The organism is Psychrobacillus sp. NPDC093200 (assembly GCF_050280345.1).
Lineage (GTDB): Bacteria > Bacillota > Bacilli > Bacillales_A > Planococcaceae > Psychrobacillus > Psychrobacillus faecigallinarum.
Genome location: NZ_JBNNVC010000003.1, coordinates 120,272 through 144,052, shown reverse-complemented (window position 1 = coordinate 144,052; position 23,781 = coordinate 120,272). Strand labels below are relative to the sequence as shown.

Sequence of the window (23,781 nt, the reverse complement as noted above, 5' to 3'; positions counted from 1 at the left end):
TTGTCAAAAAAAAGCAACCCCAAAGTTTCAAATACTAAACTTTGGGGTTTTATTTTCTATAGTTCCCTAAAAATATTTAGATCTTCTTTAGATATGTTAGGGGATAATGAAAATCTAACTGTATTTCTTATTTCTTCTAGCGAAAGGCCGATTGCATCTAAAACATGTGATGGCTTACTCGAACTGCATGCGGAACCTGTAGAAGCAGCAATTACGGGAGCCAATTGTTTTAGTAACACTTCATTATTAATTCCTTTGAACTGGACATTAATGATACCTGGAATTTTATTTGTTGTATCATTGTTAAATACTACAGTATTTTTAAATTTATTTTTTAATATTTCTACCAAATAATTCTCGATATCTTTAAGTTGAAGAATATTTGTAGGCATTTTTTCTTTTGCTAGATCTGCTGCTTTACCCATTCCTACAATATTGTGGACAGCTAATGTACCGCTCCGGATATTTGATTCTTGTCCTCCTCCATGGAATAGTGGAGTGATCGGAGTTAGTATATCATATTGGTCTTTTCTTATAAAAACGGAACCAACCCCCTTGGGGCCATGAAATTTATGAGCTGAACAAGATAGAAAACTTATTCCTGGATATTCTTCTAAATTAATATCTACTTTTCCGATTACTTGTGTTGCATCAGTATGAAAGAAAACATTTTTTGACTTACATAGTTCAGCAATTTCTTTAATATCATTTAAAGAACCTACTTCATTGTTACCCCAAATAATTGAAACTAGAATGGTGGTAGGTTTAATGCTGCTTTTTAACTCTTCTAGATCGATTCTTCCATATTTATCAACTGATAAATAACTTATATCAGAACCCCTAGATTCTAAGTAACGACACGTTTCTAATACGGAAGCATGCTCAGCAACGGATGTAATTATATGATTTCCTTTGTTCGAGTAATAATCGGAAACCCCTTTAATGATCATGTTATTGGCTTCTGTAGAACCACTTGTGAAAATAATTTCTTTAGTCGAAGCCCCTAATAAGTTGGCGATATTCTTTCTAGCAGTTTCAACTGCCTTATGGGAGTTGGTTGCTTGAGAATAATATTTGCTAGAAGGATTACCGTATTCTTCTTTTAGGAAAGGTAGCATAGATTCAAATACTTCATCTTCAATTTTTGTAGTGGCACTATTGTCTAAATAAAGCATATAAAACACCTACACTTCCATGGTTAGTAAACTTAAAAGAAACTTCTCATAATTACCTGCATACTTATATTCATTGTCTAAAAGTGCTATTCCTCTTTCTAAATGAGCATTAAAGAGATCGGGAAAGTATTCCTCGTCAGAGATATTTTGTTTAGCATGCTGTCTAATAAGAGCTTTAAAAATATAATCATTTTCGCCTGTCATAGCATTTCTATGAATTTCAAGGCCTGTTTTGTCGTCTACAAGTGTAGGCATTGTTGGATCTTGAAGAGACAAAGAAACTGCAAGCCTAGATAATATATTCCAAGTGAAACCTGTCGTTGATTGTAAAGCTACTAACTTTTCACCGGTTTGAAAGGAAGTTTTTAGTCTGAAATTCATTGGTTAAACCTCCTGCGTTATAAAAGGAAAGTATTCCTTGTATATATTTGTAGAGATATTTTGTACATTAAAGTCTAGCATATATTCTTTCGCCAACTTATCCTTCAATAGATTGTAATGAAACTCATCTATTTCTGTATCAGTAGATAAAATAATTGCTTGTTCACCTGTATTTGGGATGAAATCTCGTAAAATAGATGCTTTATGTGTTTTATCTAGTCTGCCTAGTAATGTGTCGAATATAAAAGGAACTCTTCTGCCTGAGCATTTAAATATAGCCCAAATAATCGCAATGAGTAAAATTTGCTTTTCACCTGAAGATAGGGTGCTTTTTTCTAAGTATTCTTTATGAGTATCTAATAGATTTACTTCGTAAGTCTTCGGATCAATAGTAATAGAAGAAACATAGTTTTGTTTTCTTAAGATTTTTCTCAGCATTTTAGAAGCTTCAAATTGTACTTGCTGTAATTTTTTTTGCAATTGAATTTCTCTAAATCTTCTACTTAAGGCAATAATTTTTTGGGATTCTAAGAAAGAACTTGATGTTTTCTCTGAATCTTTTAACTGACTTCTTACCTTTTCTAAAGAAAGATTATTACGGTCAAGTTCCGAATTTAGACGGGCTAATTCTAACTCTTCTATTTTCAATTGGTCATTCAAAGCTACAACTTGACTTTGAATTTTTTCCATAGATTGGATCATATTTGAAAACTCATTAGTAGTATCATTAATTTTCAATTTTTCTCTTAGTAAATGTAATTCTTTTAACTTGTCACTATTTTCGAGTAGCAACGCTTTATACTCTTCACGACTATATTTTTGAATTTTATTTGAAGCATTTTCAATTAAACTGCTCTCAGAGAATGAAGCTCCATGTATTAATGAAATTTCTTCCTCTGGTTTTAGTGAACTTAAAAGGCTATTTTTTAGTGTGTCTCTTGAAATGGCATCTGTCGAATGTGATAAAGAAGCTAGTATTTTAGTGAGTTGGCTATCATTTAATTTGTTTTCTAAAATACTTGTAAAATGTAAAGCTTCTTCACTTGATAATTGACTTCTAACTTCTCCCAGTAAAGAGGAAGTTAAATGTAGTGGCAATAAAGTTGCTACAAACTCTTTAATTTTTTCCGAGTTCTGTTTTCTCTGCTGTTCTAAGATATTAATATTTTTCAATATTTCTTCTCTAGCAGTTTTAACCAATCCACCATTATTTTCAAAGTCGTTTTTAAATTGTCTGTACTCGTCATTTAGTTTTTCAATGTTGAGTTTTAAAGTATTTACTTTTTCTTCATTAGCAAAAAGGCTGGCTTTCAATTCTTTTTCTTTAGAATTCAAGTTTAATAAATCTTTTTCCGCTGCGTCTAACTTTTGAGGGTCCAGCTTTTGGTTAGAATAAGATTCTAAATCAACTTCTAAAGTTTCAAAAATATCGAGGTTAAAAACAACCCTAGCCAATTTCTTTAGGTAATCCGATAGGAGATCTTCATTTACAATTCTAGCTATTTCTTCTCCATCAAATAAGCAAAAGTCTAACAGTTGAGGGGGCATAATCTCTTTAAGTTTTGAATTAAAGAATTCCATATTTTGATCGGAAAGTTTACTACCATTAGCCGTTATTTCGTAGCTTTCTTTTAACACATTATTTTTAACTCTCCAACGACGATAGAGGACATAGTCTGTCTTTTCATAGCCATCTACTAGAGTAAAGTTTAACTTAATATTAAAGTTATTTTCACCTATTTTTTTAGCTGTATTATTTAAAAGGTTGTTAACCTTCTTAAAGTACTCGTTGCTGTCACTTTTATATCCAAATCCAAATGAACCGAATAATCCAAGTTTAATCGCATTTAGTAACGTAGTTTTTCCAGCACCGTTTTCTCCACCAATTAAAATTACATTTTGTTCATCATTTGTTCTTAAGTCAAATGTATTTATTCCTCTATATGCCCCTATATTAGTTAATTGGACTTCATTTAATATCATAATTTCACCTAAACTTTCATCAATCAAAGATGTAAATAATCTTCTTTTAGTGCTTTACCTATTTCGTCCATTAATCCACGTCTTACTTTGTAACCGGCATATTCTTTTTCTATAGATACTAACTTTTTAATAGTATTTATATTTACTTTATATTGCTCTGAAAGAAGTTCTAAGTCAGAGATTTGTTCTTTATCGAAGAGAGGACGATCGTTTAATTCCCAGTCTATTGAATAGCCCATTACTTCACTAAACAAAGCTGGAATTTGATCTTCCCAATCGCCTTTTTGGAACCAAATTTTTCTGATCTCTTTCAGTTCTTCTACTCTAATTAACTCGAAAGAAGGGTCATCTGGATGTTGTAAGTCTCTCTGAACAATTAGTAGTCTTTTTAAAATTTCTTTTCTTGCTTCTAAAGTGTATGGGCCTAATCCAAGTTGAGAGTACTTCAATACAGACTTGCCATCTAATGTTTGTTCCGTTTCTTTTACTAATATTTTGTGATCTCCGTTTGCACTTAAATCTATATTGTTTTTTTCAAGATATGGATTAAGTTCATGTTTTTCTAAAATTGTATATTGGTCAATAGGTATTAAATCTTTTGCTCTACTAGACTTTTTAGGAATAAGGACAAATTCTTTGCCATCAATTTCTTCCACTTTAACGGTATTGAAATATACTTGTCCTTTCATTCTATGTTTCATACGCATGGAACGATCATCTCGGATACTAGCTAGCCAATTTCTAAAATCTAAAAGTGGCTTCATCCAATCATGTCCGCTTTGAATAAAACCGTTGAGTGCCTTATCTTCATTAACTACTGTACAAACCCAACAACCAAATCTACTATTTCCACATGAACCAGCACTTTCTTTTGTGGAAGAATCCACAATTAGAGGACATTCACCACTATTAGAGTCTTGGTATAGTTTGTGTAACTCATGGTTGTCATCGCCCCACGGGGAAGGGTAGTTTAGTAAATAATCCCACACATCATCTAAAGTAAAGTGACGAATTGGTGCGTAAACAAATGCATTTGATAAAGTAGAGTGTTTCATGAAAGTTTTACCATCTACTGAATGGGATCTTATAGTATTTCCTCGAGTAGCACTTTCATCTTCTCGTACTCCTAATACCATAGTTACTTCACCAAAAGAAGAGACTTTGTCTTTTATAAATTGATTTGCTGGGTCTATTTTAAGACGGTCTGTACACCATCTAAATTGTTGATTTGGAGAAGGATAGCCTTTTCCAATAATATTAACCCAAAAAGATTGGCTCATAATAGGTTTTACCTTATGTGTCTCAATAGGTAGATTTCTTAAAAGGGCCTCATCTTGAATACGTCTTAACGTTTGGTTAATTGAATTTATAATAAGTGGTGTCTCAACAAGAGTATCTGATGAGATGACATACACTTTTTTGTGAAGTTCATCCTTATGAAGTTCGTCCAACGCTTCAAATACTAATTGAACTACAACTGTCGAATCTTTTCCACCACTATATCCTACTACCCATGGGCGCCCATCTTCTTTATAAGCATTCTTAATATACTCTTTTGTATCCCTGATAAAAGATTGCTCTTTATCTAATAGGTTACTTATTATTCCTTTGCTCACTATATCAAGCACCTCCGTTTAAAAATTTTCTTTCAAGTTGCATTTCTGATTCAGTTAAAGGCAATTCAAGAAGTTCTTTTATTTTATTTGATGTTAATTGAACTGTATAAGAAGTTTTTTGTATTCTACCGTTAGTGTTAAAAGCTCTTCCTAACCAATCAGTAGTATTACTTCTATTCCAATCGATCTGGGAGAGTTTTTCAATATACTGTTTCCATTCAGAACAATAATTGTTTATTAAGAAATTGCCTAGTACACCAATTGCCTCAATAAAAACTCCATGCCCGTTTATATAATTGGCTCTTAAATCTCTAGGAGTCAGCTCTTTCTTATATACCATTTGCCATTCAATAATTGAGGCACATAGGGTTTTCCAAAATTCTTGCAGGAATGCTTCTTCGTCATTTGTCACATCATCACCCTTGCTTTTACCTAACAATTTTAAATTAGCATTAAAAATGTGATTTAAAGCGAGAATTTTAGGAGAATTTTTAGAGAGTGACACTCTCTCTTTATCTGTATATCTAACTAGTAAAGGTATAGAAGCAATTACATCCTTTGTAACTAAAGCCAGCTTATCTCTGTAATCATATAAAATTCCAATAGAAGAAGTAGTGTTTACTGCATGTCTATTTAAGTCGGAGAACATCTGTTGGGAATGTTTTAAACCAACATCGTGAAAGAATACGACTGAAATTGTTTCATTACCCAACTCTGGTGAAATCTTTAGTGCTTCTTCAATAGCAGCACGGCGATGTTGTCCATCGTTTATTAAAAAACGAGAGTCAAGTGACACTTTAAGATTTCCTAAATCTTTAAAAGGTGAACTTTGATCAAAAGGTATAAATTCTATGTCACCATCAATAGATGCGGTAATAGACGAAAAGACATAATCTTTTTGGTTCTCAATTATGTAATTAGTCATCTCAGGAATACGAGATTTATTTAAAATACGTTGAGCACGATGCTCAGGAGGTATTTCTTCCTCATCAAAGAGGAAAATTTTTGGTATAATTCTTAAAGGACACATTACGACATAATATTCTTTGTCGGCTTGTACTCCTTTAAGAGCAGGAAAAGTATAACTAAAGTTAGAATTCATATAATTACCCCCTTTTACGTACGTAAATTACTTCATTTATTATATAGTCTTCTCTTTAAGATTACAATTAATAAAACTGAAACTGAATCTAGTAAGAAAGCCACTACTTGGTACTAGTAAAATTGTTGTATACGCATACTAATTTCATGTGACTATGTTAAAATAATTTGAACGATAATTAGGACGGAGCTGATTTAATTGCAAGAACAAAATAATAGTTTCCTATTTAGCTTTTTAGATAGTTCTATTTTAATAGCATCTGAAACTGCTTATAAGATGGAACAACTAATTTTTGAAGATGCAGCAAGTGCAATTATTAAGGCAAGAGTATTTGCTGAGGAAATCTTAAAGGAAGTCTATAAGATTGAAAAAATTGAAATGCCATATATATCTACATTGAAAGATCGTATCTTCTATTTAACGCAGCACGGTTATATAAAGAATGATATTCAATCTTCTTTTGAAAATATTAGAAGGTCTGGAAACAAGGCGGCCCATGATGCTGAGTTTGAGGATATTACGGTTGCTTTCCAATTACACAAAGAAATGTTTAATATTGCCGTGTGGTTTTACGAATTGTATTCTTCAAGCGAGTATGAGTTACCGAAGTATAGAGTACCTAAACCTAAACTTAGCTACGAAAACCTTGAAGAAATGATGAAGAATCTTATAAAAAGAGAAACCGCAGCAACTAGTATTACAGAGCCTTCAACTAGTATAGAAGTAGAAGTATTGGATAAAGAAGATCCAAAGGACTTTGTAGAAACTAATGATATAGTAAATAATACTACTTCTGAAATACCTAACGTTGAGATTAAACAAGTCGAACAGGATTCTACTGAAGGAAGTTATTTACTTAAAGAGATATCAAGGTTGAAAGATTCAGCAAAAGAAGCAATTGAAAACGCAAATGAATTTAGTGATTTTAAAAAGTACCTTCATGTGGAAAGAAAAATCCAAAGAGATTTAGAAGCTATCTTAAAAAGGAATGCTACCATTAACACTGCCAATCTCATTTTACTTTGTGGGAGTGTAGGAGACGGAAAGTCTCATTTACTTGCCTATATAAAAGAAAAACATCCAGAATTGATGGATCGATATCTAATCCATAATGATGCAACTGAAAGTTTTTCACCAAGTAAAAATGCATTAGAAACATTAGAAGAAGTACTATTACCTCTATCTGATGAAAATATTGATGAATCGAAAGACAAAATTATACTAGCCATTAACTTAGGAGTACTTCACAATTTCATTAACTATGATCATCAAAAAGCTAACTTTGAGAAATTGAAAAAATTTGTTGAAGAAAGTGAAATTTTTTCTCAAAAGATTATTACCGACTACGAGAAAGAACAATTTAATTTACTAAACTTTACGGATTATCATCCATACGAACTTACCGAAAATGGTCCTACATCTGTTTTTTATCAAACGATTTTAGACAAAATTTGTGTAGAAACAAACAATAATCCTTTTCACCGAGCTTTTATAAAAGACCAACTCAACTCGAAAAAAATAATGGTCCATGAAAATTATCTCTTCTTAAAGGAGCCTATCGTTCAAAAGCAAATTATATCGTTGGTAATACAAACAATTATTAAACGTAAATTAGTGGTGTCAACGAGAACATTTTTAAATTTTATCGCTGATATTTTAATAGGAAGAAATGAGAAGAATTTAATAGAGATGAATCATTTTGATATATTACAAAATACGTTGCCATCATTATTATTTAATAGTCCAGATCGGTCTAATCTATTAAAAGCTATTCATGAATTAGATCCTATTCATCGTCGCACAGAAGCTGCGGATCGATTGATTATAGAGTTGAACACTATGAATGATTGGACCACTATAAATGAAAAGTATTTAGGCGAGAATGTTGGGCGTGCGTGGGTTAAACACTTTGAAAATAACAATGATCTTTTAAATGAACAATTTTCTGCATACACTGAAGGGTACTTAAGGCTGGTTTTTCTATCAAATAGTAAATTCGCTAGAATGCTAGCAGACCCTGCATATGAAAGCTATATGAACTACTTATATGATTTTAATAAAGTAAATAAAGAGAGTATTAAAGAGTTTTATGAAAAATTGAAACAAGTCATCTTTATGTGGAAAGGTAAATTAAAAAAAGATTATATTTTATTAAGTCATCCTTTAGATAAGTATAAACTTGCACAAAGTTTTACCGTTAAACCCCATATAAATCATCTAGAAATCAGAAGTGAAACGATTTTAGAAACCTTCAAAAATACTTTTGTTGTTGGATATAAAAAAGAGATAAATTCACAACCAATTTATTTAGAAATAGACTATCCGTTATTTTCGTTACTTCAAAAAGTGGAGTCTGGTTATAGACCTACTAAAGAAGACGAAGAAGAAGCAATTAATTTCATTGAATATTTGGAGAAGATTATGCAATTTGGGAACAAAGAAAAAGAATTGCTTATTAATTTCCCCCAGGAAAATAAATTTTACAAAATACTACGTGATGATTTTGGATCATTAGTTTTTGAGAGGGAGTAATGTATGACAGAGATTATTCGTCGCCAAGAACTGAAACAGCTTTTAAGTAAAGAAAAACATGTTACTGGTAATGTGGTTGATATTTTACCGTTCCTAACAAAGAGAACAAATAATATAAACAAGCACTTTCATCGAATGATCGGAGAATATGTTAGACATATTACGAATTTACAAGTCGAGGAAAAGTCTATTTCCCAAGAGATATTAGAATTTGAAACTGGGAAAAATATACTTAGTCAACATATTGCACAACAAATTCAGTTTTCCGATCAAGAATCAAAAGAAGATTTTATTAGATTTGTAGATGAGTATCTTTTTAATCAAGAAAGAATTAATACGTTTCATCCTTATTTATTTAACTTCATTCCAATTGATAAAGCACTTACCAATGAATTTGGTAAATATGCTTCTTTTATAAAACAAACTATTTTACAGGATAATAAAGAAACCGAAAGTTTTTTTAAGAATAAAGAGACAGATGATATTCTAACCGAAGTTATTATTAAGAATCTCGATATATTGGTTAAAGAAAGAAAAAATAATGATAATAAAAGTGAAAATTATCAACCCTTAGTAAATAAACTTTCAGATTTATACCAGGAAGATCTATTATTCTTAAGTAAGTATAAAGAGTACTTTATCCAGTCATTTCCTCTTCTAACTCACTATTATACTTTTATGTATGTATGCCAGCTAGTTTATAATTTTGAACAGTTTGAGAAGGGGCATATGGAAGAAGTATTTCCATTCTATTTTGCTTTCGAATGGGAATCTATAACGAAAAGAAGAAAAGTAGCAGATCCAATTCAAGGATTTAAATATGTTCAAGATAATGAAATTAATCTATTTCCTCATATCCATACGCTTTCCCAACTTAGTCATAATGAGTTGAATAAAGCGCGGGGGGTAAATTTATCATTTATGACATATAGTGATATATACAAGGCTGTAAATACTAGGGGGCCCATATACGCAGCAGAATTCTTAACTGATCTAAATTCATGGATAAACGACTATAGCAATTTAGAATGGACTAAAGTAAATAATCCACCGTTGTCCAGTACAATAGAAGAAGGATTTAGAACTTTATTTGCCCTATTAAAACAAGGGACAAACTCTACAGTAAGTGCAAAGTATGGTAAGAACATTGAAGACCTTGGTTCCTCAACCTTTTTAAAAAGACGCGGTAGCATTGGATATATCTTTAATTTACAACATGATTTCATCTTGCTGTTAGTGGCTGTTTGTGTGAAAGACAAGAGAATACCATTAAATCAATTATATAAAGAACTTGAAAAGAGGGGAATTGCTTTGGATCATTATTCCAAACAAGAACTTTTAAATGTTTTAGATTCACATAATATTCTTGAGAAAAAAAGTGATAGTGGGGATGCACAGTATGTCAAACCTATTTTATAAATATATTTCATCTCTCTTGGTAGATTATTTCTCTTCTAGAGAGTTAATACCAGGAGATCGTTTCTTTTTAAGATTAGATCAAATAAGAGATGTCGAAGATCTTGTGGAAATTTTAAGTAGTGATAAAAATGCGGAAGACTTCCAATATAAGCATGAGCTTGGAGAAGTATACAAAACATTCTGCCTTAATCTAAATAACGTTAAATTAGTAGTTGCTAACACAAATGTTAATGTCAAACCAGATTTTTTAGTAACCCTACGCAATCTTGTAGGCGAACAAAAAAATGTGTGGCAGAATACAGTACTTTTAAGTATTGTAACTGAACAATTAGACTCTATTCAAGGCGGTAGTAGTGATCTTCAAAAAGAAGGGATGCCACTACATCCAAACTACATTTTTGATGATCTGAAAGATAAGATTGAAGAAAGTGAATTAGAAGTAATAGAGAAAATTATCTTAAAGAACAATTTGGATAATCTAAAAAAAGAGAACCAAGTCCAAAATATTTCATTTTTGGAATTTGAAGATATATTTATGATTCTTCAAAAGAGCAAAATTGAACGGGAAGACTATGCTCGATTTGGATTATTTCAAGATCCGGATCTTAACACCTTCAAAGGTAGAGAATTAGATAAACGATTAAATGAAAATAGAAGAATGTTTGAATTTGTTAAAAACGTTCATGATTTTAACTTAGGTGAAGAAACGCTACAAAGAATGTTTCTACCCAACGACGTCAAAAAATTTCAAGATGATGAATGGGCAGATATTCCTTTTACAAAAGTAAACCAACATCATCAAGAGTATATGAATTCTTTAAAAGGTAAAAAAATTGTCTTTAAAGAGATTAAGACTAATAAAGATTTGATAGCTTGGGATCGTTCTCAATCCGAATCTGCTGCTGGTAAAAGAAAAAGAAACATAATTATATTTAATTCTGAGAAGAAAAACGAACTTGAGTTTAAACTTTCATTTGAACTATTTGGTGAAATTACAAAAATGGAAGGGCGTTTCACATCAGGGGATTATGGTAATTGTGAAATTAAGACAGGTAAAAACTATATTTCTGTTGATTGTAGAGAGGTAAAGGAAGAGGCAACTTTTCTTTACATTAAGTATCAACATGAAGATAAAGTATCTTTAGGATCAGAATTTAATATTGTTATTTTACCTTTTAACCCTAATTATCTTAATGATATAAATACTAAATATACTGTTTCTGCTAGAAAAAAATATTTATCCATAGCATATGAAGAAGGAGATATTAGTTTAGGAACAGGGTACTCAGATGACAAAATTAATATTAGTCAGATCAATCAAGAAATAAATCTGGATGTCGAACAAAGTGTTAAACTTTCACCCCAGCCAGAGGCATTTAATGATGATGAAAAATTACCTTTTACTTTAATAATAGATCAAACAAAATTAAATCTTCAACTAGAGAATACTCTTCAATCCTCGGTTCCAATAACTGGGGCAAAAATATGGCAACAGATAAGAGAAACAGGTAAAGATATTAAATGGGTAAAAGAGAGTAATCGATTGGAAATAGGAAATCGTCAATTTTATATGCATCCTGAATATAAAGAGTTTTTTATGTGGGAACAAGAATGGGTTGAAAATGGATATAGATCTGCTTATGTAGAAGCAGAAGTCATGCATTCACAAGATATACAACTTAATGAAGAATTAGAAGAAGCATATAGTCGTTATATTAATATATTTAAGATGAAAAATTCTATATCGAGTTTAACAACTATTTCTACAGATTATAAAGAGAGAGCTATCCAGTATTTAAATGTTTATAACAAAGCAATTTCTCAATTTACTGATGGAGAACCTATAGGATCTAAAGGTTTAGATTTATTTAAACTTGGAACCATTCTATCTAATGGAACTATATACTTTACTCCATATCACCCAATTATGGTTGCATATAAATTAAAGACATTTGAGATATTGGGGCAAGAAGAGGTAGGAAATAATATTAGTGTTCGATTGAGTGCAGACCCTCTAGTTCCCTATATATATCAACCAAGTACGACAAATTTATTTAAATCGGAACACCAAAGAGCAATTCCCGAATGGCTGGTATTTAAACCCGTTGATAAAGTCAATGTTTCAAATGCAAACCAGTATCTGGCTAAAGTAATTTCGGACAAACTAAAACAGTTTAAAGAACATTTCTCTTATTTGTTTTTAGAACAGTCAAGTGCGGTCGTACTTATTAATGTAATAAATATTGAAAATGATTTTGAAGTTTTAAGAGGCATTATAAACTGGATGATAAGTGAGCTATCCTCAAAGAATTTACTTAAGCCTATACAAGTTACTTTATATAAAAATAATGACTTAGAATCAGCTTTTGATTCGTTTGCTTATATAACATCTGCCAGTGAATTTACAGAGAAGTTTGATGTCAAATTGAATAAAATTGACGGCCTTGAGGATGAAGAAGTTCTAAGATTGATAAAAAATAACCTATCATATTATAAAAAGACTCGTTTTGAAGAGATAAATTATGCTCATATATCATTTTATAAAATGCACGCTGAGCAAAGTATAGCGATCCAAGCAATGAGCAAAATGAATACAGGAATATCCTTAGAAGGTTTGTATTCAAGTGTACCGTCTATGAAAGATATAGAAGTTTATAAGAGTGGCTTTGGAATTAAGGGATATAGCATTGAAAATGAAAACTTATTGTTAAATACAGCCTATCATTTAAATGAATTAGCATCTAATCTTCGTAATAGCGGAAGTGATAGTTATAGAAAAGGTGAGGTAGTATTATCTACTACAACTACAACTGAAGTAGATAAGTTGGAGAAAGTTTTTAATGCTTCCAATTGGGTTACTTTTATAGATCCGGCAGTGGATCTTGAATTTTTTAATAAAATCAATGAAGATTTGGTAGTTATCCATTATAGTGATCAATATTCTTCCTCAAGCAGATTTGATGCTATTACTGTAACTAATAAATCACAACAATATTATGAGGTAATAAAAGAATTTTTAAATCAAAAAGAGGTAGAAGGAACAGAGGAAAATGTCCTCAATGCGATAAAAGCTTTTAATAACTTCAATGGAGAATGGCTCCTAAGAATTATTGGTAGTAAAGGTCACTATGATCGAGAAAAATTAAGTATAATTTCAGCAATAAAGTATGCAATCTCTTATTTCGATCATCAAGATATATTGTGGATTCCTATTTCAATGGAAGAGATTTTAAGAGTGGCAGGGGCTGTAAGTTTAAATAAAAGTGATGGCGTATTTACTGCAAAAAATTTAGGCGTAACTGGAAGCCAAAGTGATGATCTCTTGTTATTAGGGTTGGAATCTATCGGCGAACAAGTTATCGTTCACTTTTACCCTGTTGAAGTTAAAATAGGTATTAATAGCAATGCTGTAATTGCTAAAGCTAACGAACAAGTTTTGCATACAAAGAAAATTTTCATGGATACGTTAACTGGTGAAACTGGACAGAGTTTTACAGGAACCTTTTATAAAAACTTCTTCATGCAATTACTATTATCTAATGCAAAAAAATTAGAACTTAGTAACTTCTGGAATGAAAAAGGATATGAAATAGTCGATAGTAAATTGGAAAAATTATTAAAAGGACAGTATGTAATAGGTACCCACCTTGACCCGTTAATCGGAAAAGGGGCTATTCTTTCCTTCAAAAAAGATTTATATCATAGAAGTGTAGAAAAAATAGACGATGTCTTACTAATTAATTTAACTGCTCAAGATGGTTATGAAGGATTAGTAAAAGAAATGGACGCTTTGTGGGGATGGATTCAAAAGGAAAATAATGATTTTGTTAAGGAAAATATGTTATCTTCTCGTACAAATCTGTTATCACTAAGTGATTACAATGAGATTTATTCAGTAAACACGGTTGTTAGTCCTAAAGTTGATACTGATCTTGTGGAAAAAGAGAGAGATGAGACTACCGTAGAAAAAAATGATGAAGAAAAAGAAATTCATGGAACAGAATCTGATCAAACCATTACAATACCAGAGCCAGAGCCAGAGCCAGAGCCAGAGCCAGAGCCAGAGCCAGAGCCAGAGCCAGAGCCAGAGCCAGAGCCAGAGCCAGAGCCAGAACCAGAACCAGAACCAAAGTTTGACAAAGTTAAATTAGAAGAAACAAGAATTATGCTAGGGAAAGCTGAAAACTCAAATAGGTCAATTTATTGGGAGTTTGGCCATAAGGGATTAGCTAATAGACACCTGTTAATTTCGGGGGGATCAGGTCAGGGTAAGACATACTTCATGCAATGTCTTTTATTAGAAAAAGCCAAACTGGGTTTATCAAGTATCGTTATTGATTACACAGAAGGTTTTTTACCTAACCAATTGGAACCAGAATTCGTAAATTACCTGGGAGACAAGCTAAAGCAACGGGTAGTAATTAGTGAAAAGTTACCAATTAACCCTTTTCAAAAAAATATAAGAAATATAGGTGGACTTGAACTTCCTGAATCCAATACGGATATTGCAGAAAGAGTAAAAAGTGTATTTAGTTCAGTTTATAAGAGTTTAGGGATACAACAACTAAATGCTATATATGAAGCTGTTTCTGAAGGACTGGATCGATTTGGAGAAAATATGGATTTCAAAAAGCTAAAAGATCTTTTAGAAGAGGCTAATACATCTTATTCGAAAACAGCACTTTCTCAAATAAGACCCTTAATAGACAGAGACCTTTTTGATTTTAATAATGCGATAGATTGGAATAACATTATAAATGCAGATGGTGAAGTTTATATAATTCAATTAACACTTTTTCCAAGGGACGTTCAATTAGTGATTACTGAGTTCATCCTTTGGGATTTATGGAACTATTCTGTGCGTTATGGGAATAAACATAACCCTATGCCAGTTTTGATGGATGAGGCTCAAAATTTAGATCACTCCGAAAAATCACCGTCTGCTAGAATATTAACGGAAGGGCGAAAATTTGGCTGGTCTGGTTGGTATGCAACACAATTCTTGAAATCGCAACTAAGTTCAGATGAATTAGCACGATTGCAAAACGCTGCAGAAAAAGTATATTTCCTTCCGCCAGAACTAGAACTTTCTAATGTAGCTGCAAGTTTGTCAAAAGACAATCAAGATAAAAAGAATTGGGAACATAAACTATCTAATTTGAAAAAAGGACAATGTATCGTTTATAGTCCGATTTTAAAAGACAATAATGAATTAACAACCCCAACACCTATTATTGTAAATATTACACCATTGTCAGAAAGAATATAAGAAAAGGCCATAAAGGTAGTGGGATAACCCCCTTCCTTTATGGCCTTGTTTTTTATAATATTAATAAACGTAAATCTTCTAAAGAAGATTTATTTTTTTGTATCATTTGGATAACTCTTAATCCATACTCGATATATTGAATCATTTCTTTATGAATTTCCTCGTCGGTCAAACTTTGATTAGCTTTTTGAATGATCAAATGTTGAAACAATAGAAACTCCTGGTCTTTTATAATATTGTCTGGGATTGTCCACCCATTCTTTGAATCATATGATTTGCTAGGATCTTTAATAGCATGAGTAGCAATACCTTTTGCTAAAGCGATTCTAACTACTAGAGGCCTTTCTAAACTAAGTGCATCCTTTACTTCGTCCAATATGATCTTACCTTCTTCTGAAAGGAGCATTCTTCTATTTGCCACCTGGGTTAACCTCCTATTAAATCGAAGTATCCTTTACTAATAACTGTATATTTTTTATCTTCTTTGTAATCTAGCATATACTGGTTATAAGAATACTTTTTCATAATGTCTATATAATCTTTAGTAATTTCAGTATCGGTAGATAAAATTATTACTTGATGACTTAATTGAGTGTAATATTGATTAATTAATTGGTTACGATGATAACTATCCAAACGACCCAATGGGGTATCTATAACCACTGGAAGGTCCAAATCAGAAACTTTTATTAAAGCCCAAATTAAAGCAGAGGAGATCATTTGCATTTCACCAGCTGAACGATCGCTTATATTAATTTCCTGCATTTTGTCATTATACAGTCTCACGGAATAATTATTTATATCAAATTCTATTTTTCCGAATTCATCTTGCTTTCGGAACAATTTTAGTAACATGTTGGAAAATTCTTCTTTTATAAAATTAGCTTTTAATTCTGTTACTTGGATTATATATTGATTAATAACAGTAATAACTGATTCAGTTTGTTTAAGCTGGGTTTCTAGAGTATTGATATCATAATTTTCTTCAGAACTCCTTGTAACTTTTCCTAAAAGATTAGAGCGACTTTCTTTTAGTTTATATAGTTTATTATTGTAAGAACTAAGTATTGTATTATGTTTGCCAAGAATTTGCATGAGTGAATCTATTTTTTCGCTTTCTACTTTAGTATCCTTAAATTCAGGAGCATTAAGGAATTCCACTTCTATTTTTTCTATTTCCTCTTCCAGTTTCTCAATTTTATTAATATAATTTTTGATAATACTCTTATCCAATGTTTTGTAATTTCGTAAGGTATTTAAATCTTTTTGTGAAATATCATGTATTTCATTGGTTTCATTTTCAGTTGATTTTATTTTATATTGGTTGACCCAGATTTCTTCTCCGATTAGATTAATTTGATTAATTTGATCTTCAGACAAAGAAGGTTCGATCTTGTTTTTAAATAATTCATTTATAAATTCTCTATAAGGTTTAAGGGATGCATTCCTTAATAATTTATTATTTCTATTTTCCTGTTCTTTAAGAAGTTGAATTTTTAAATGTTCAATATCTTCTTTTAGAATAATAGATATAATATTTTCATTTAAAGTTCGTTCTAACATGTTTTTTTCTTGATTTAATTGATGTTCGAGAGAGGATTGTCTTTTGATAATTGACTCTCTAGATTGCGAATTCTGAGTAAGTATTTTATTTCTAACATCTTTGAGGCTGGTTATTGAGCTTTCTGTCGTTTTAATTTTTTCTAATAAAGTATTCTTTTTCTCATTAATATCATTGATTTCTTGATCTAATTTATCTAGATCCTTCTTTATACTATGAATCTGACTATTTCTTTGGGCTTTTGAAATCTTAGATTTAATATCCAAAGTGACATTATATAAATCTTTAACAAGTTGCTTATAGGAATTCATACCGGTAATTTTATGTATTGTTTCCTTCATTTCATTGCTTTTTTGCCTTAAAATAATTTCTTTGACTTCTTCTCCGTCGAATATAAAAAAGGGAGATGCATAAAAGGGCATAATTTTATCAATTAATCTATTATATGCCTCAATATTTTCGATTTTCTTGTATTTTTTTTGGGTAGAACCTGGGGACTTTATAAACAGTTCTCTTTCATCATGAGTCATAGTTTTATTCGAATCAAAGTACCACTTAACTTTTAAATTCCATTCTTCTCCCGAATCTACCTCAAAAAATAAGGATACGGCACATGTAGAGCCACCTTCACTATAGTAAGTATTGTTAATCACATTGGAAAAGGTTTTCTTATATTCGGCTTCTGTTATCCCGCGCTTACCGTAAAGGACGTCAGTAATTGCCTTTAAAATAGTGGTCTTGCCTGCTCCATTAAGACCTCCAATTAGTATAATATTTTTCCCTTCTTCTTCGACTACATTTTTAGGGATATATAAATCTATAGTTTGAGTTCCATAAAAAGTTTTATAGTTATCAAATATTATTTTTTTAAATTTCATAACTTATTTTCCCTCATTTCTTTTACTGAAATGATGATTAATTAGAGCTCCATATTGTTTACTTCTTGTAGAGTCTGTTGTTTTTTGATAAGAGAATAATTCTGCGTCTTTGAGTATTTGTTCAACTAAAGAGAAGGGGACTTTATGTTCTCGGCAAAGTTCTATTAGTAATATTTTTTCTTTTCTTTTAATGTCTGACACTATTAAACTAACTCCTCTTTTTTTATTTTACTGAGTATTACTTTAGCGATTAATAACTCGGGTTAATTACAAAGTGATTATTCTTTAAAATGATTGATAGTATGTAAATATATAGTCACTAAAAATATTGTACTATAAAAATAGGTAAAAAAGGATAGTTCTTGTGGCATGTAAATAATAAAAACCTACTGAACTAATTATTTTTAGTTCAATAGGTTCTCTATATTTTATTATGGTGTGTGATAAAATTCCTTCTTATTGTCAATGAACGGAATTTCTGGTGGATTTCAGTAAGTTTCCTTATTTTCAGCAACAAGTAACGTCCTAACTTCCAATTGTTCCTCATATAACCGTTTAATTCGTTCTCTTAAATATCCAGCAAGTGCATCATCAGTACAATATACATAACACCCTTTTTGCCCTCGTGTCATTAGAGTGCGATAAGTGTTCCTTATAATTTGGTCAACTTGTTTAGTAGCAACTTCCGGAAATTCCTTCATTTTTTTCTTAATCCCTTTAATGGATTGGTCTGTTTTTGCTCGCTTTGTATAGTCTGTAATAACTTGTCCATTTTCATAGCGAAGATCATCGCCTATAATGACCCCTACATAGTCAAATTCTAAGCCTTGGCATGTATGAATGCAGCCTGCTTCATATATAGAAGTATCGCTTAGGGCCCATATATCATTTCCAAGATTCCAACTAATGGAGAAGTTATGATTTGGTATTACAATATCATGGACGTCCTGACTGTTCTTTCCGTCCGATATCCAATCCCAGCAATAGCCAGCGACTACACGGGCTTTATTGTTTACTTTATTTTTTTCTACTATTATATCTAATAGTTTGTTTGGAGTATCTAGGACTTGGAAGTCGTAATCCATTCCTAAGTCATTTTCATTTGCTGTTTCGCGTATTTCTAGAACATCATCTAGCCAAGCGATATACCCATCTGAACCATCACAACGGAATTGAGAGGCTAGCTCTCCTTCAAATACTTTTACTCCTAATTCATCTGCAAATTTCTTGATTAACTCCAAACTACCTATATCCTTCATCGTTACCTTTTGGGCTTCATCTATAAAGAAGACGCTAATTTTTGAGCTATGCATTAGCTCCTTGACTTGGTTCTCTCCAAGATTGCTAAAAAGACCTGATTTTTCGTTTAGTCGATGAGCCTCGTCAACAATTAACATATCAAATTCATTTTTATCTGCAGCATGGAAGCTACCTGATCCTTTAAATAAATTATCAATGCTCTTTTTCTTCATAGTCCCTTTAAGCCTAGCTGCATAGACGTCCCGAGGAGCGCTATTTTTGGTTACATACATCGCAAAGTAATCATCTTGTATCATTTGCACAAGTAAGTTGATAGCTAGGACTGACTTTCCAGTGCCAGGTCCGCCCTTAACGATAAATACACCCTTTTCGTTTGTGGTAATACAATCCTTCGCATAATGTAAAATCTGTTCGTAAACGACCTTTTGATCGTCAATCATTACAAACTCTTCATTGCCTTGGAGCATGCTTGCCATACTATCCTGAAGTGATTTGGAAGGTTTAATTCGACCATTATCAATTTTAAAAATGATATTATTTTTATCTCCATACTTAATATACTTTTTGATATAGGAGCGAAGCTTGTCCATTTCACCTTTACGGAATACAGGTGCTTTTTCTATATGTTCCGCATAATGGTTGTCGGTAAGCGGATCATTTTCCTGTATTAAATAGTTATGAAGGTAAGCACAAGGTTTTAGGTTTATGGGTATTTCTCGAACGTCTTGATTGAAATCTTCAATTAGGGAAGCATAGCTCCATGCTTGGTAGGAGGGGTGGGTAGTCTGACGTGTGCCACCACCAACAAAAGTTTCGACAACTACGGCATCCAATCGTTCATTTTTTTGAACGGTTTCCCATTGTTTCAGCTCCACTATAACTGCATGATCATTATTCCCATCGTTCCCAGCAATTATAAAATCAACGCGTTTTCCAGTATTCGGTATTTTAAACTCGATAGCTACTGCAGCATCACGGGGGATCTCTCTGTCTCGAAGAACATTTGACATACGTTGGAGAGAATGATCCCAAGAACGAATCTCACTGCGCGAGGTTCTACCTATTTTCTTTTGATAAACATCATATAATCGATCGACAATTTTTTCATTTTCAACATCTGCTAAAAAACCGGTTGTAGTCGATTCGTAAATAATCATTTTAATACCGCCTTTATAATTAATTCAATAAGTGTTTTATGAGTAATAGTAACTGCAAATGATGAAGCTTTTTCAATTAAGTATTATACCTCAATTTTATTGTTAGGATATCTAACTGTCCTAACTTTAGAGTATATGAAGTAAGGCATAGAATGCAAAGACTCACGAACAAAAGGCAAAACTTGATGAGAAAATAGATTCACTTCTCGATAGATAAAAAATAAGGAAGTAAATACGAATAAAATACATGGTCAAAAATTTTCATTGATAGCAAGTGGAGTAGTTACAATTCTCGCGAGAAATGCTTCTTTTCAGATAGTTAATATTGAAAGGACAATTTCTACTGAATTTCAGCATCCAATATCCATATTTCCCCTCTTTCAAAGATGATTTATTAATGACAATAGTAATAAAACTTTTTATTCATCTCTGCCAATTTAACTATCGTTACTTTTGGTTAATAGTGGAAGATTATCAGGGAATTTTATGCATATTAATTCGAAAGGTTTATTTTCGCTATTATTATAACTTATCCCTTTACCTCTTTGTACGAAAATGGAATATTATAACTATTGATAGTTTGCTAGAGGGGGAGAAGAATGTTCACCTATGTGGCATTATTGTATACTAAAGAATATTGTGAAGTGAACTTTACTAAACAAGTGATGAGGAAAAGCCTATGAAGGTATTGGATGTAGATTTATTTCAAGATGGGCTACATCGAAACATTACTATGTTAGAAAGATTAAGTACTGAAATAGAAACGATTCACCGTGCAGTGGAAGGACTAATTCAGATGGAGGATCAATTAAAAGGGGCAGGAGGAAATGCCATTCGCTCCTTTTATGAGGAATGTCATTTACCATTTCTTCAGTTTTTTCAATTGTTTTCCCACCATTCTCAACAAGTGCTTTATCAAATTGGCAAAGCTCTTCACTCACTTGAACCGGACCCACAGGTTACATATTAGAAGAATTCTTAGAGGGAGAACTGGAGCAGGGATTGACACTTATAGGCAAACTTACCGCTAATCTAAGAGGCTTTTATAAAAAGTATCAATATAGGAACCCCAGAAAAACCAATAATTCTAACGGATGAAGAAGCTAGGAAATGGTTGCAAAATAAAAGTTTGAACAATGAGTAGAATTTAAGGAATGCACTAAGCTATGTGGATCAGAGATTGACTCTTATAGGCCAACTTACCAGTGTCATGGACCAGGTGAGTTATCTTGTAGCTTTGCCCTATCTAGATGATAGCGCAGTACAAGATGGAGTTTTTAGTTCTAAGAGAAAACGAGATGATACCATCTCACAACTTTATGAATTTGTTGCAATACAGACTACCACTTTAAACACCATTGAGCAGGATATTCGGACAATGGAAATATGGCTCTACGATATAGAAGGGATGTTTAATACCGGGCTTACTGATGTTCATTTCCAAGCAGATAATTGGGTAGCATGCACTGCTAAAAATAATTTGAAGACAGAATTGGCATATAGTACATATCCAATTGCTGTACTTTCCTCCATATTAAATAGAGAAAACCAGTTGAATACTAATAATCGAAAACCGAAATATGATTTTTGAAATTGAACTGAGGTACCTGAAAAAATGCGTTTGGGGTTACGTTTACTTATCAGAATTACAAGATTACCAGAACTAAAATAATAAAGGAGCCGATTAAAACGGCTCCTTTATTATTTCTTTGGAACTTTCATTTCAGTAAACCAAGTTTACCTTATCTTTTGTTTCCTCATCCATTGAGTAGCAACCCACTTTTCACCAGTTATCACTGGTGCTCCGCCATGCAAGGTTAATTCATTTAAAGCTGGATCGTTATAGAAATACTCGAAATACACGGCCATTCCTTTTTTAGGCGTTACGGTAAAATTGAGATTAGGGAAAAAAGTTTCTCCACCTAGTTCTACATCATTTAAGTACATAACGAGAGTACTAATTCTATTATTATTTGCTAATTTACTTGTTGATGAAAAGAAATCATAATGTGCTTTATACTCTTGGCCGGGAGTATACTGAAGGATTTGAAGGCCTTCTCCGTGTTCAATGGGTATATTCATAATAGAGGAGATCCTTTTTTCGACTCTAGCAACAATAGCGTTTTCACTTTCTTCAATAAACGAACTACTACTTGTTCTCTGCTCATTTACTTCGCGTGTCATTCCAATTTTAGAACGTTTCATTTTATCCTTAGACAATCTGATCAGTTCATCACACTCTTCGTTACTTAACACATTTCCTAAAACCACTATTAATGGTTCTTCTACTCTAGCGACTATGTCAATCTCTCTATCTGTCATTATTTTATTTCCAACGTGATCAAATATAGTTTGCTCTTTATTTACCGTTATCAACTTCAAACCACCTTTTAATCTATTAAATTTTCAACACGAGTACGTTTTTGGATAATGTTTAAATGTGTTAACAATCTTCTTTTTACTTCAAAAACTTGCATATCAGAGTATGCTTTTACACTTTCTTCTGGAATAAATTTCATTTTATTTTATCATAAAATTTTTATAAATCGCAACTTTGTGAAAATTATAGCAAAAATAATTTTTCAGAGGTGTTGTTGCTAATGGAGGAAGAAAATAATGATAAATAACTTCGCATCATTGGTTCAAATTATAAAGTATGAGAAGTAATATTTAGCCAACGGCTGCGTTGATTCATCGATAGTTATTGGGGAGGTAAAAAGGTGCCAACTTATCAGGAGCGGATAGACTACACTATGTTGGTATACATCTTAGGCGCACCTTATTTTATTTATCTACTGATCAAGAGTGTTTGACCATGTAGCTATTTGTCTTTACTCAGATTTAATGGCAATAATGTAAGCATTAAACAACGCCCACCTATATGCAGGTGGGCGTTGTTTTGAATTAATACATAATATTTACTAGTCTTGTACACTCATAGAGTTAAAAAGTTCCTCTATAATCGGTTCAATATCCGGCTCGGTATTATAATAGTTATCACCAATTTGATTTAAACCGAATTGGAGGGTTGCTTTGTCGCCTTCATAGAAAGTAATGGAGTACAGAAATCCATCTCTTTCACTTTGATCCTCGTCTGGAATAAATTTAATATCCTTTACTTCTTTTATAAAAGACATTATTTCCTCTTTATTTGTGGTTGCACGACTACTACCATTACTACCATCAAAAATTTCTATTTCGGATACATCTTCTAAATCGTTTTTATAATAATCTTCAATTGTTAATGTTTCAAGTCCACATCCTGTAAGAAAGATTGTAAAAACAATAGTTAATAAAATGCATTTCATATGTTTACCTCCAGTTTTAAACGAGTATTACATAATAGCTTAAATGAAAGAGCTAAGTTCAACAATTTGATTATGTAGAGGATATTAATACTAATTCGATTTATAACTATTTGGAGTCCTTAAAAGTATCTAATCAAACA

General features: G+C 31.8%; 16 protein-coding genes. 5 read left to right on the top strand and 11 right to left on the bottom strand.

Features of this window, described 5'->3' with window-relative positions:
* Positions 1 to 56: 56 nt before the first annotated feature.
* The 5 genes from ACQKNZ_RS14210 to dndB are packed head-to-tail and all read right to left on the bottom strand — an operon-like array spanning position 57 to position 6,257.
* Positions 57 to 1,175 carry a cysteine desulfurase family protein gene (locus ACQKNZ_RS14210; protein WP_427660325.1) on the bottom strand — a complete coding sequence of 373 codons (1,119 nt, stop codon included), beginning with the start codon at positions 1,173 to 1,175 and terminating at the stop codon, positions 57 to 59.
* Between the two features lie 9 nt (positions 1,176 to 1,184).
* Positions 1,185 to 1,556: a DNA sulfur modification protein DndE gene (dndE, locus tag ACQKNZ_RS14205; RefSeq protein WP_427660323.1), complete on the bottom strand. Its 372-nt coding sequence runs from the start codon at positions 1,554 to 1,556 to the stop codon at positions 1,185 to 1,187.
* 3 nt (positions 1,557 to 1,559) lie between these two features.
* Positions 1,560 to 3,566: a DNA sulfur modification protein DndD gene (dndD, locus tag ACQKNZ_RS14200; protein WP_427660321.1), complete on the bottom strand. Its 2,007-nt coding sequence runs from the start codon at positions 3,564 to 3,566 to the stop codon at positions 1,560 to 1,562.
* Positions 3,563 to 5,155 carry a DNA phosphorothioation system sulfurtransferase DndC gene (gene dndC, locus ACQKNZ_RS14195; protein ID WP_427660319.1) on the bottom strand — a complete coding sequence of 531 codons (1,593 nt, stop codon included), beginning with the start codon at positions 5,153 to 5,155 and terminating at the stop codon, positions 3,563 to 3,565. The genes dndD (ACQKNZ_RS14200) and dndC overlap by 4 nt, the downstream gene beginning before the upstream one ends.
* A gap of 4 nt (positions 5,156 to 5,159) precedes the next feature.
* A complete protein-coding gene (dndB, locus tag ACQKNZ_RS14190) occupies positions 5,160 to 6,257 on the bottom strand; it encodes a DNA sulfur modification protein DndB (RefSeq protein ID WP_427660317.1) in 1,098 nt (365 codons plus the stop codon).
* A 198-nt stretch (positions 6,258 to 6,455) separates the two neighbouring features.
* Between dndB and dptF the strand changes: the two genes are divergently transcribed.
* The 3 genes from dptF to dptH are packed head-to-tail and all read left to right on the top strand — an operon-like array spanning position 6,456 to position 15,477.
* A complete protein-coding gene (dptF, locus tag ACQKNZ_RS14185) occupies positions 6,456 to 8,789 on the top strand; it encodes a DNA phosphorothioation-dependent restriction protein DptF (RefSeq protein WP_427660315.1) in 2,334 nt (777 codons plus the stop codon).
* 3 nt (positions 8,790 to 8,792) lie between these two features.
* Entirely contained in the window at positions 8,793 to 10,208 is a 1,416-nt protein-coding gene (gene dptG, locus ACQKNZ_RS14180; protein ID WP_427660313.1) for a DNA phosphorothioation-dependent restriction protein DptG, read from the top strand.
* Complete coding sequence (dptH, locus tag ACQKNZ_RS14175) at positions 10,189 to 15,477, top strand: DNA phosphorothioation-dependent restriction protein DptH (RefSeq protein WP_427660311.1); 5,289 nt, start codon at positions 10,189 to 10,191, stop codon at positions 15,475 to 15,477. Before dptG ends, dptH begins: the two co-directional genes overlap by 20 nt.
* Before the next feature lie 52 nt (positions 15,478 to 15,529).
* Here the strand turns inward: dptH and ACQKNZ_RS14170 are convergent, their stop codons facing one another.
* From ACQKNZ_RS14170 to ACQKNZ_RS14155, 4 genes are all read right to left on the bottom strand, one after another.
* On the bottom strand, positions 15,530 to 15,898 hold the full coding sequence (locus tag ACQKNZ_RS14170) for a hypothetical protein (RefSeq protein ID WP_427660309.1): 369 nt from the start codon (positions 15,896 to 15,898) through the stop codon (positions 15,530 to 15,532).
* A gap of 5 nt (positions 15,899 to 15,903) precedes the next feature.
* Entirely contained in the window at positions 15,904 to 17,916 is a 2,013-nt protein-coding gene (gene dndD / locus ACQKNZ_RS14165; RefSeq protein WP_427660307.1) for a DNA sulfur modification protein DndD, read from the bottom strand.
* A gap of 3 nt (positions 17,917 to 17,919) precedes the next feature.
* On the bottom strand, positions 17,920 to 18,117 hold the full coding sequence (locus ACQKNZ_RS14160; protein ID WP_427660305.1) for a hypothetical protein: 198 nt from the start codon (positions 18,115 to 18,117) through the stop codon (positions 17,920 to 17,922).
* Positions 18,118 to 18,404: 287 nt separating this feature from the next.
* Positions 18,405 to 20,333, bottom strand: a complete 1,929-nt coding sequence (locus ACQKNZ_RS14155) for a DNA/RNA helicase domain-containing protein (protein ID WP_427660303.1) — start codon at positions 20,331 to 20,333, stop codon at positions 18,405 to 18,407.
* Between the two features lie 679 nt (positions 20,334 to 21,012).
* Here ACQKNZ_RS14155 and ACQKNZ_RS14150 point away from each other — a divergent pair.
* Positions 21,013 to 21,303, top strand: a complete 291-nt coding sequence (locus ACQKNZ_RS14150; RefSeq protein ID WP_427660301.1) for a T7SS effector LXG polymorphic toxin — start codon at positions 21,013 to 21,015, stop codon at positions 21,301 to 21,303.
* Positions 21,304 to 21,501: 198 nt separating this feature from the next.
* A complete protein-coding gene (locus tag ACQKNZ_RS14145) occupies positions 21,502 to 21,924 on the top strand; it encodes a T7SS effector LXG polymorphic toxin (RefSeq protein ID WP_427660299.1) in 423 nt (140 codons plus the stop codon).
* A 146-nt stretch (positions 21,925 to 22,070) separates the two neighbouring features.
* Here the strand turns inward: ACQKNZ_RS14145 and ACQKNZ_RS14140 are convergent, their stop codons facing one another.
* Positions 22,071 to 22,655, bottom strand: coding sequence for a 2OG-Fe(II) oxygenase (locus ACQKNZ_RS14140; RefSeq protein WP_427660522.1), 585 nt, complete (start codon positions 22,653 to 22,655; stop codon positions 22,071 to 22,073).
* A gap of 599 nt (positions 22,656 to 23,254) precedes the next feature.
* Positions 23,255 to 23,641, bottom strand: coding sequence for a hypothetical protein (locus ACQKNZ_RS14135; protein ID WP_427660297.1), 387 nt, complete (start codon positions 23,639 to 23,641; stop codon positions 23,255 to 23,257).
* Positions 23,642 to 23,781 lie beyond the last annotated feature (140 nt).

Bases quoted from the DNA above. Each gene is read 5' to 3' on its own strand.
- ACQKNZ_RS14210 (WP_427660325.1), bottom strand. From the start codon at position 1,175: ATGCTTTATTTAGACAATAGTGCCACTACAAAAATTGAAGATGAAGTA.
- dndE (WP_427660323.1), bottom strand. From the start codon at position 1,556: ATGAATTTCAGACTAAAAACTTCCTTTCAAACCGGTGAAAAGTTAGTA.
- dndB (WP_427660317.1), bottom strand. From the start codon at position 6,257: ATGAATTCTAACTTTAGTTATACTTTTCCTGCTCTTAAAGGAGTACAA.
- dptG (WP_427660313.1), top strand. From the start codon at position 8,793: ATGACAGAGATTATTCGTCGCCAAGAACTGAAACAGCTTTTAAGTAAA.
- dptH (WP_427660311.1), top strand. From the start codon at position 10,189: ATGTCAAACCTATTTTATAAATATATTTCATCTCTCTTGGTAGATTAT.
- dndD (WP_427660307.1), bottom strand. From the start codon at position 17,916: ATGAAATTTAAAAAAATAATATTTGATAACTATAAAACTTTTTATGGA.
- ACQKNZ_RS14155 (WP_427660303.1), bottom strand. From the start codon at position 20,333: ATGATTATTTACGAATCGACTACAACCGGTTTTTTAGCAGATGTTGAA.
- ACQKNZ_RS14150 (WP_427660301.1), top strand. From the start codon at position 21,013: ATGAAGGTATTGGATGTAGATTTATTTCAAGATGGGCTACATCGAAAC.
- ACQKNZ_RS14140 (WP_427660522.1), bottom strand. From the start codon at position 22,655: ATGACAGATAGAGAGATTGACATAGTCGCTAGAGTAGAAGAACCATTA.
- ACQKNZ_RS14135 (WP_427660297.1), bottom strand. From the start codon at position 23,641: ATGAAATGCATTTTATTAACTATTGTTTTTACAATCTTTCTTACAGGA.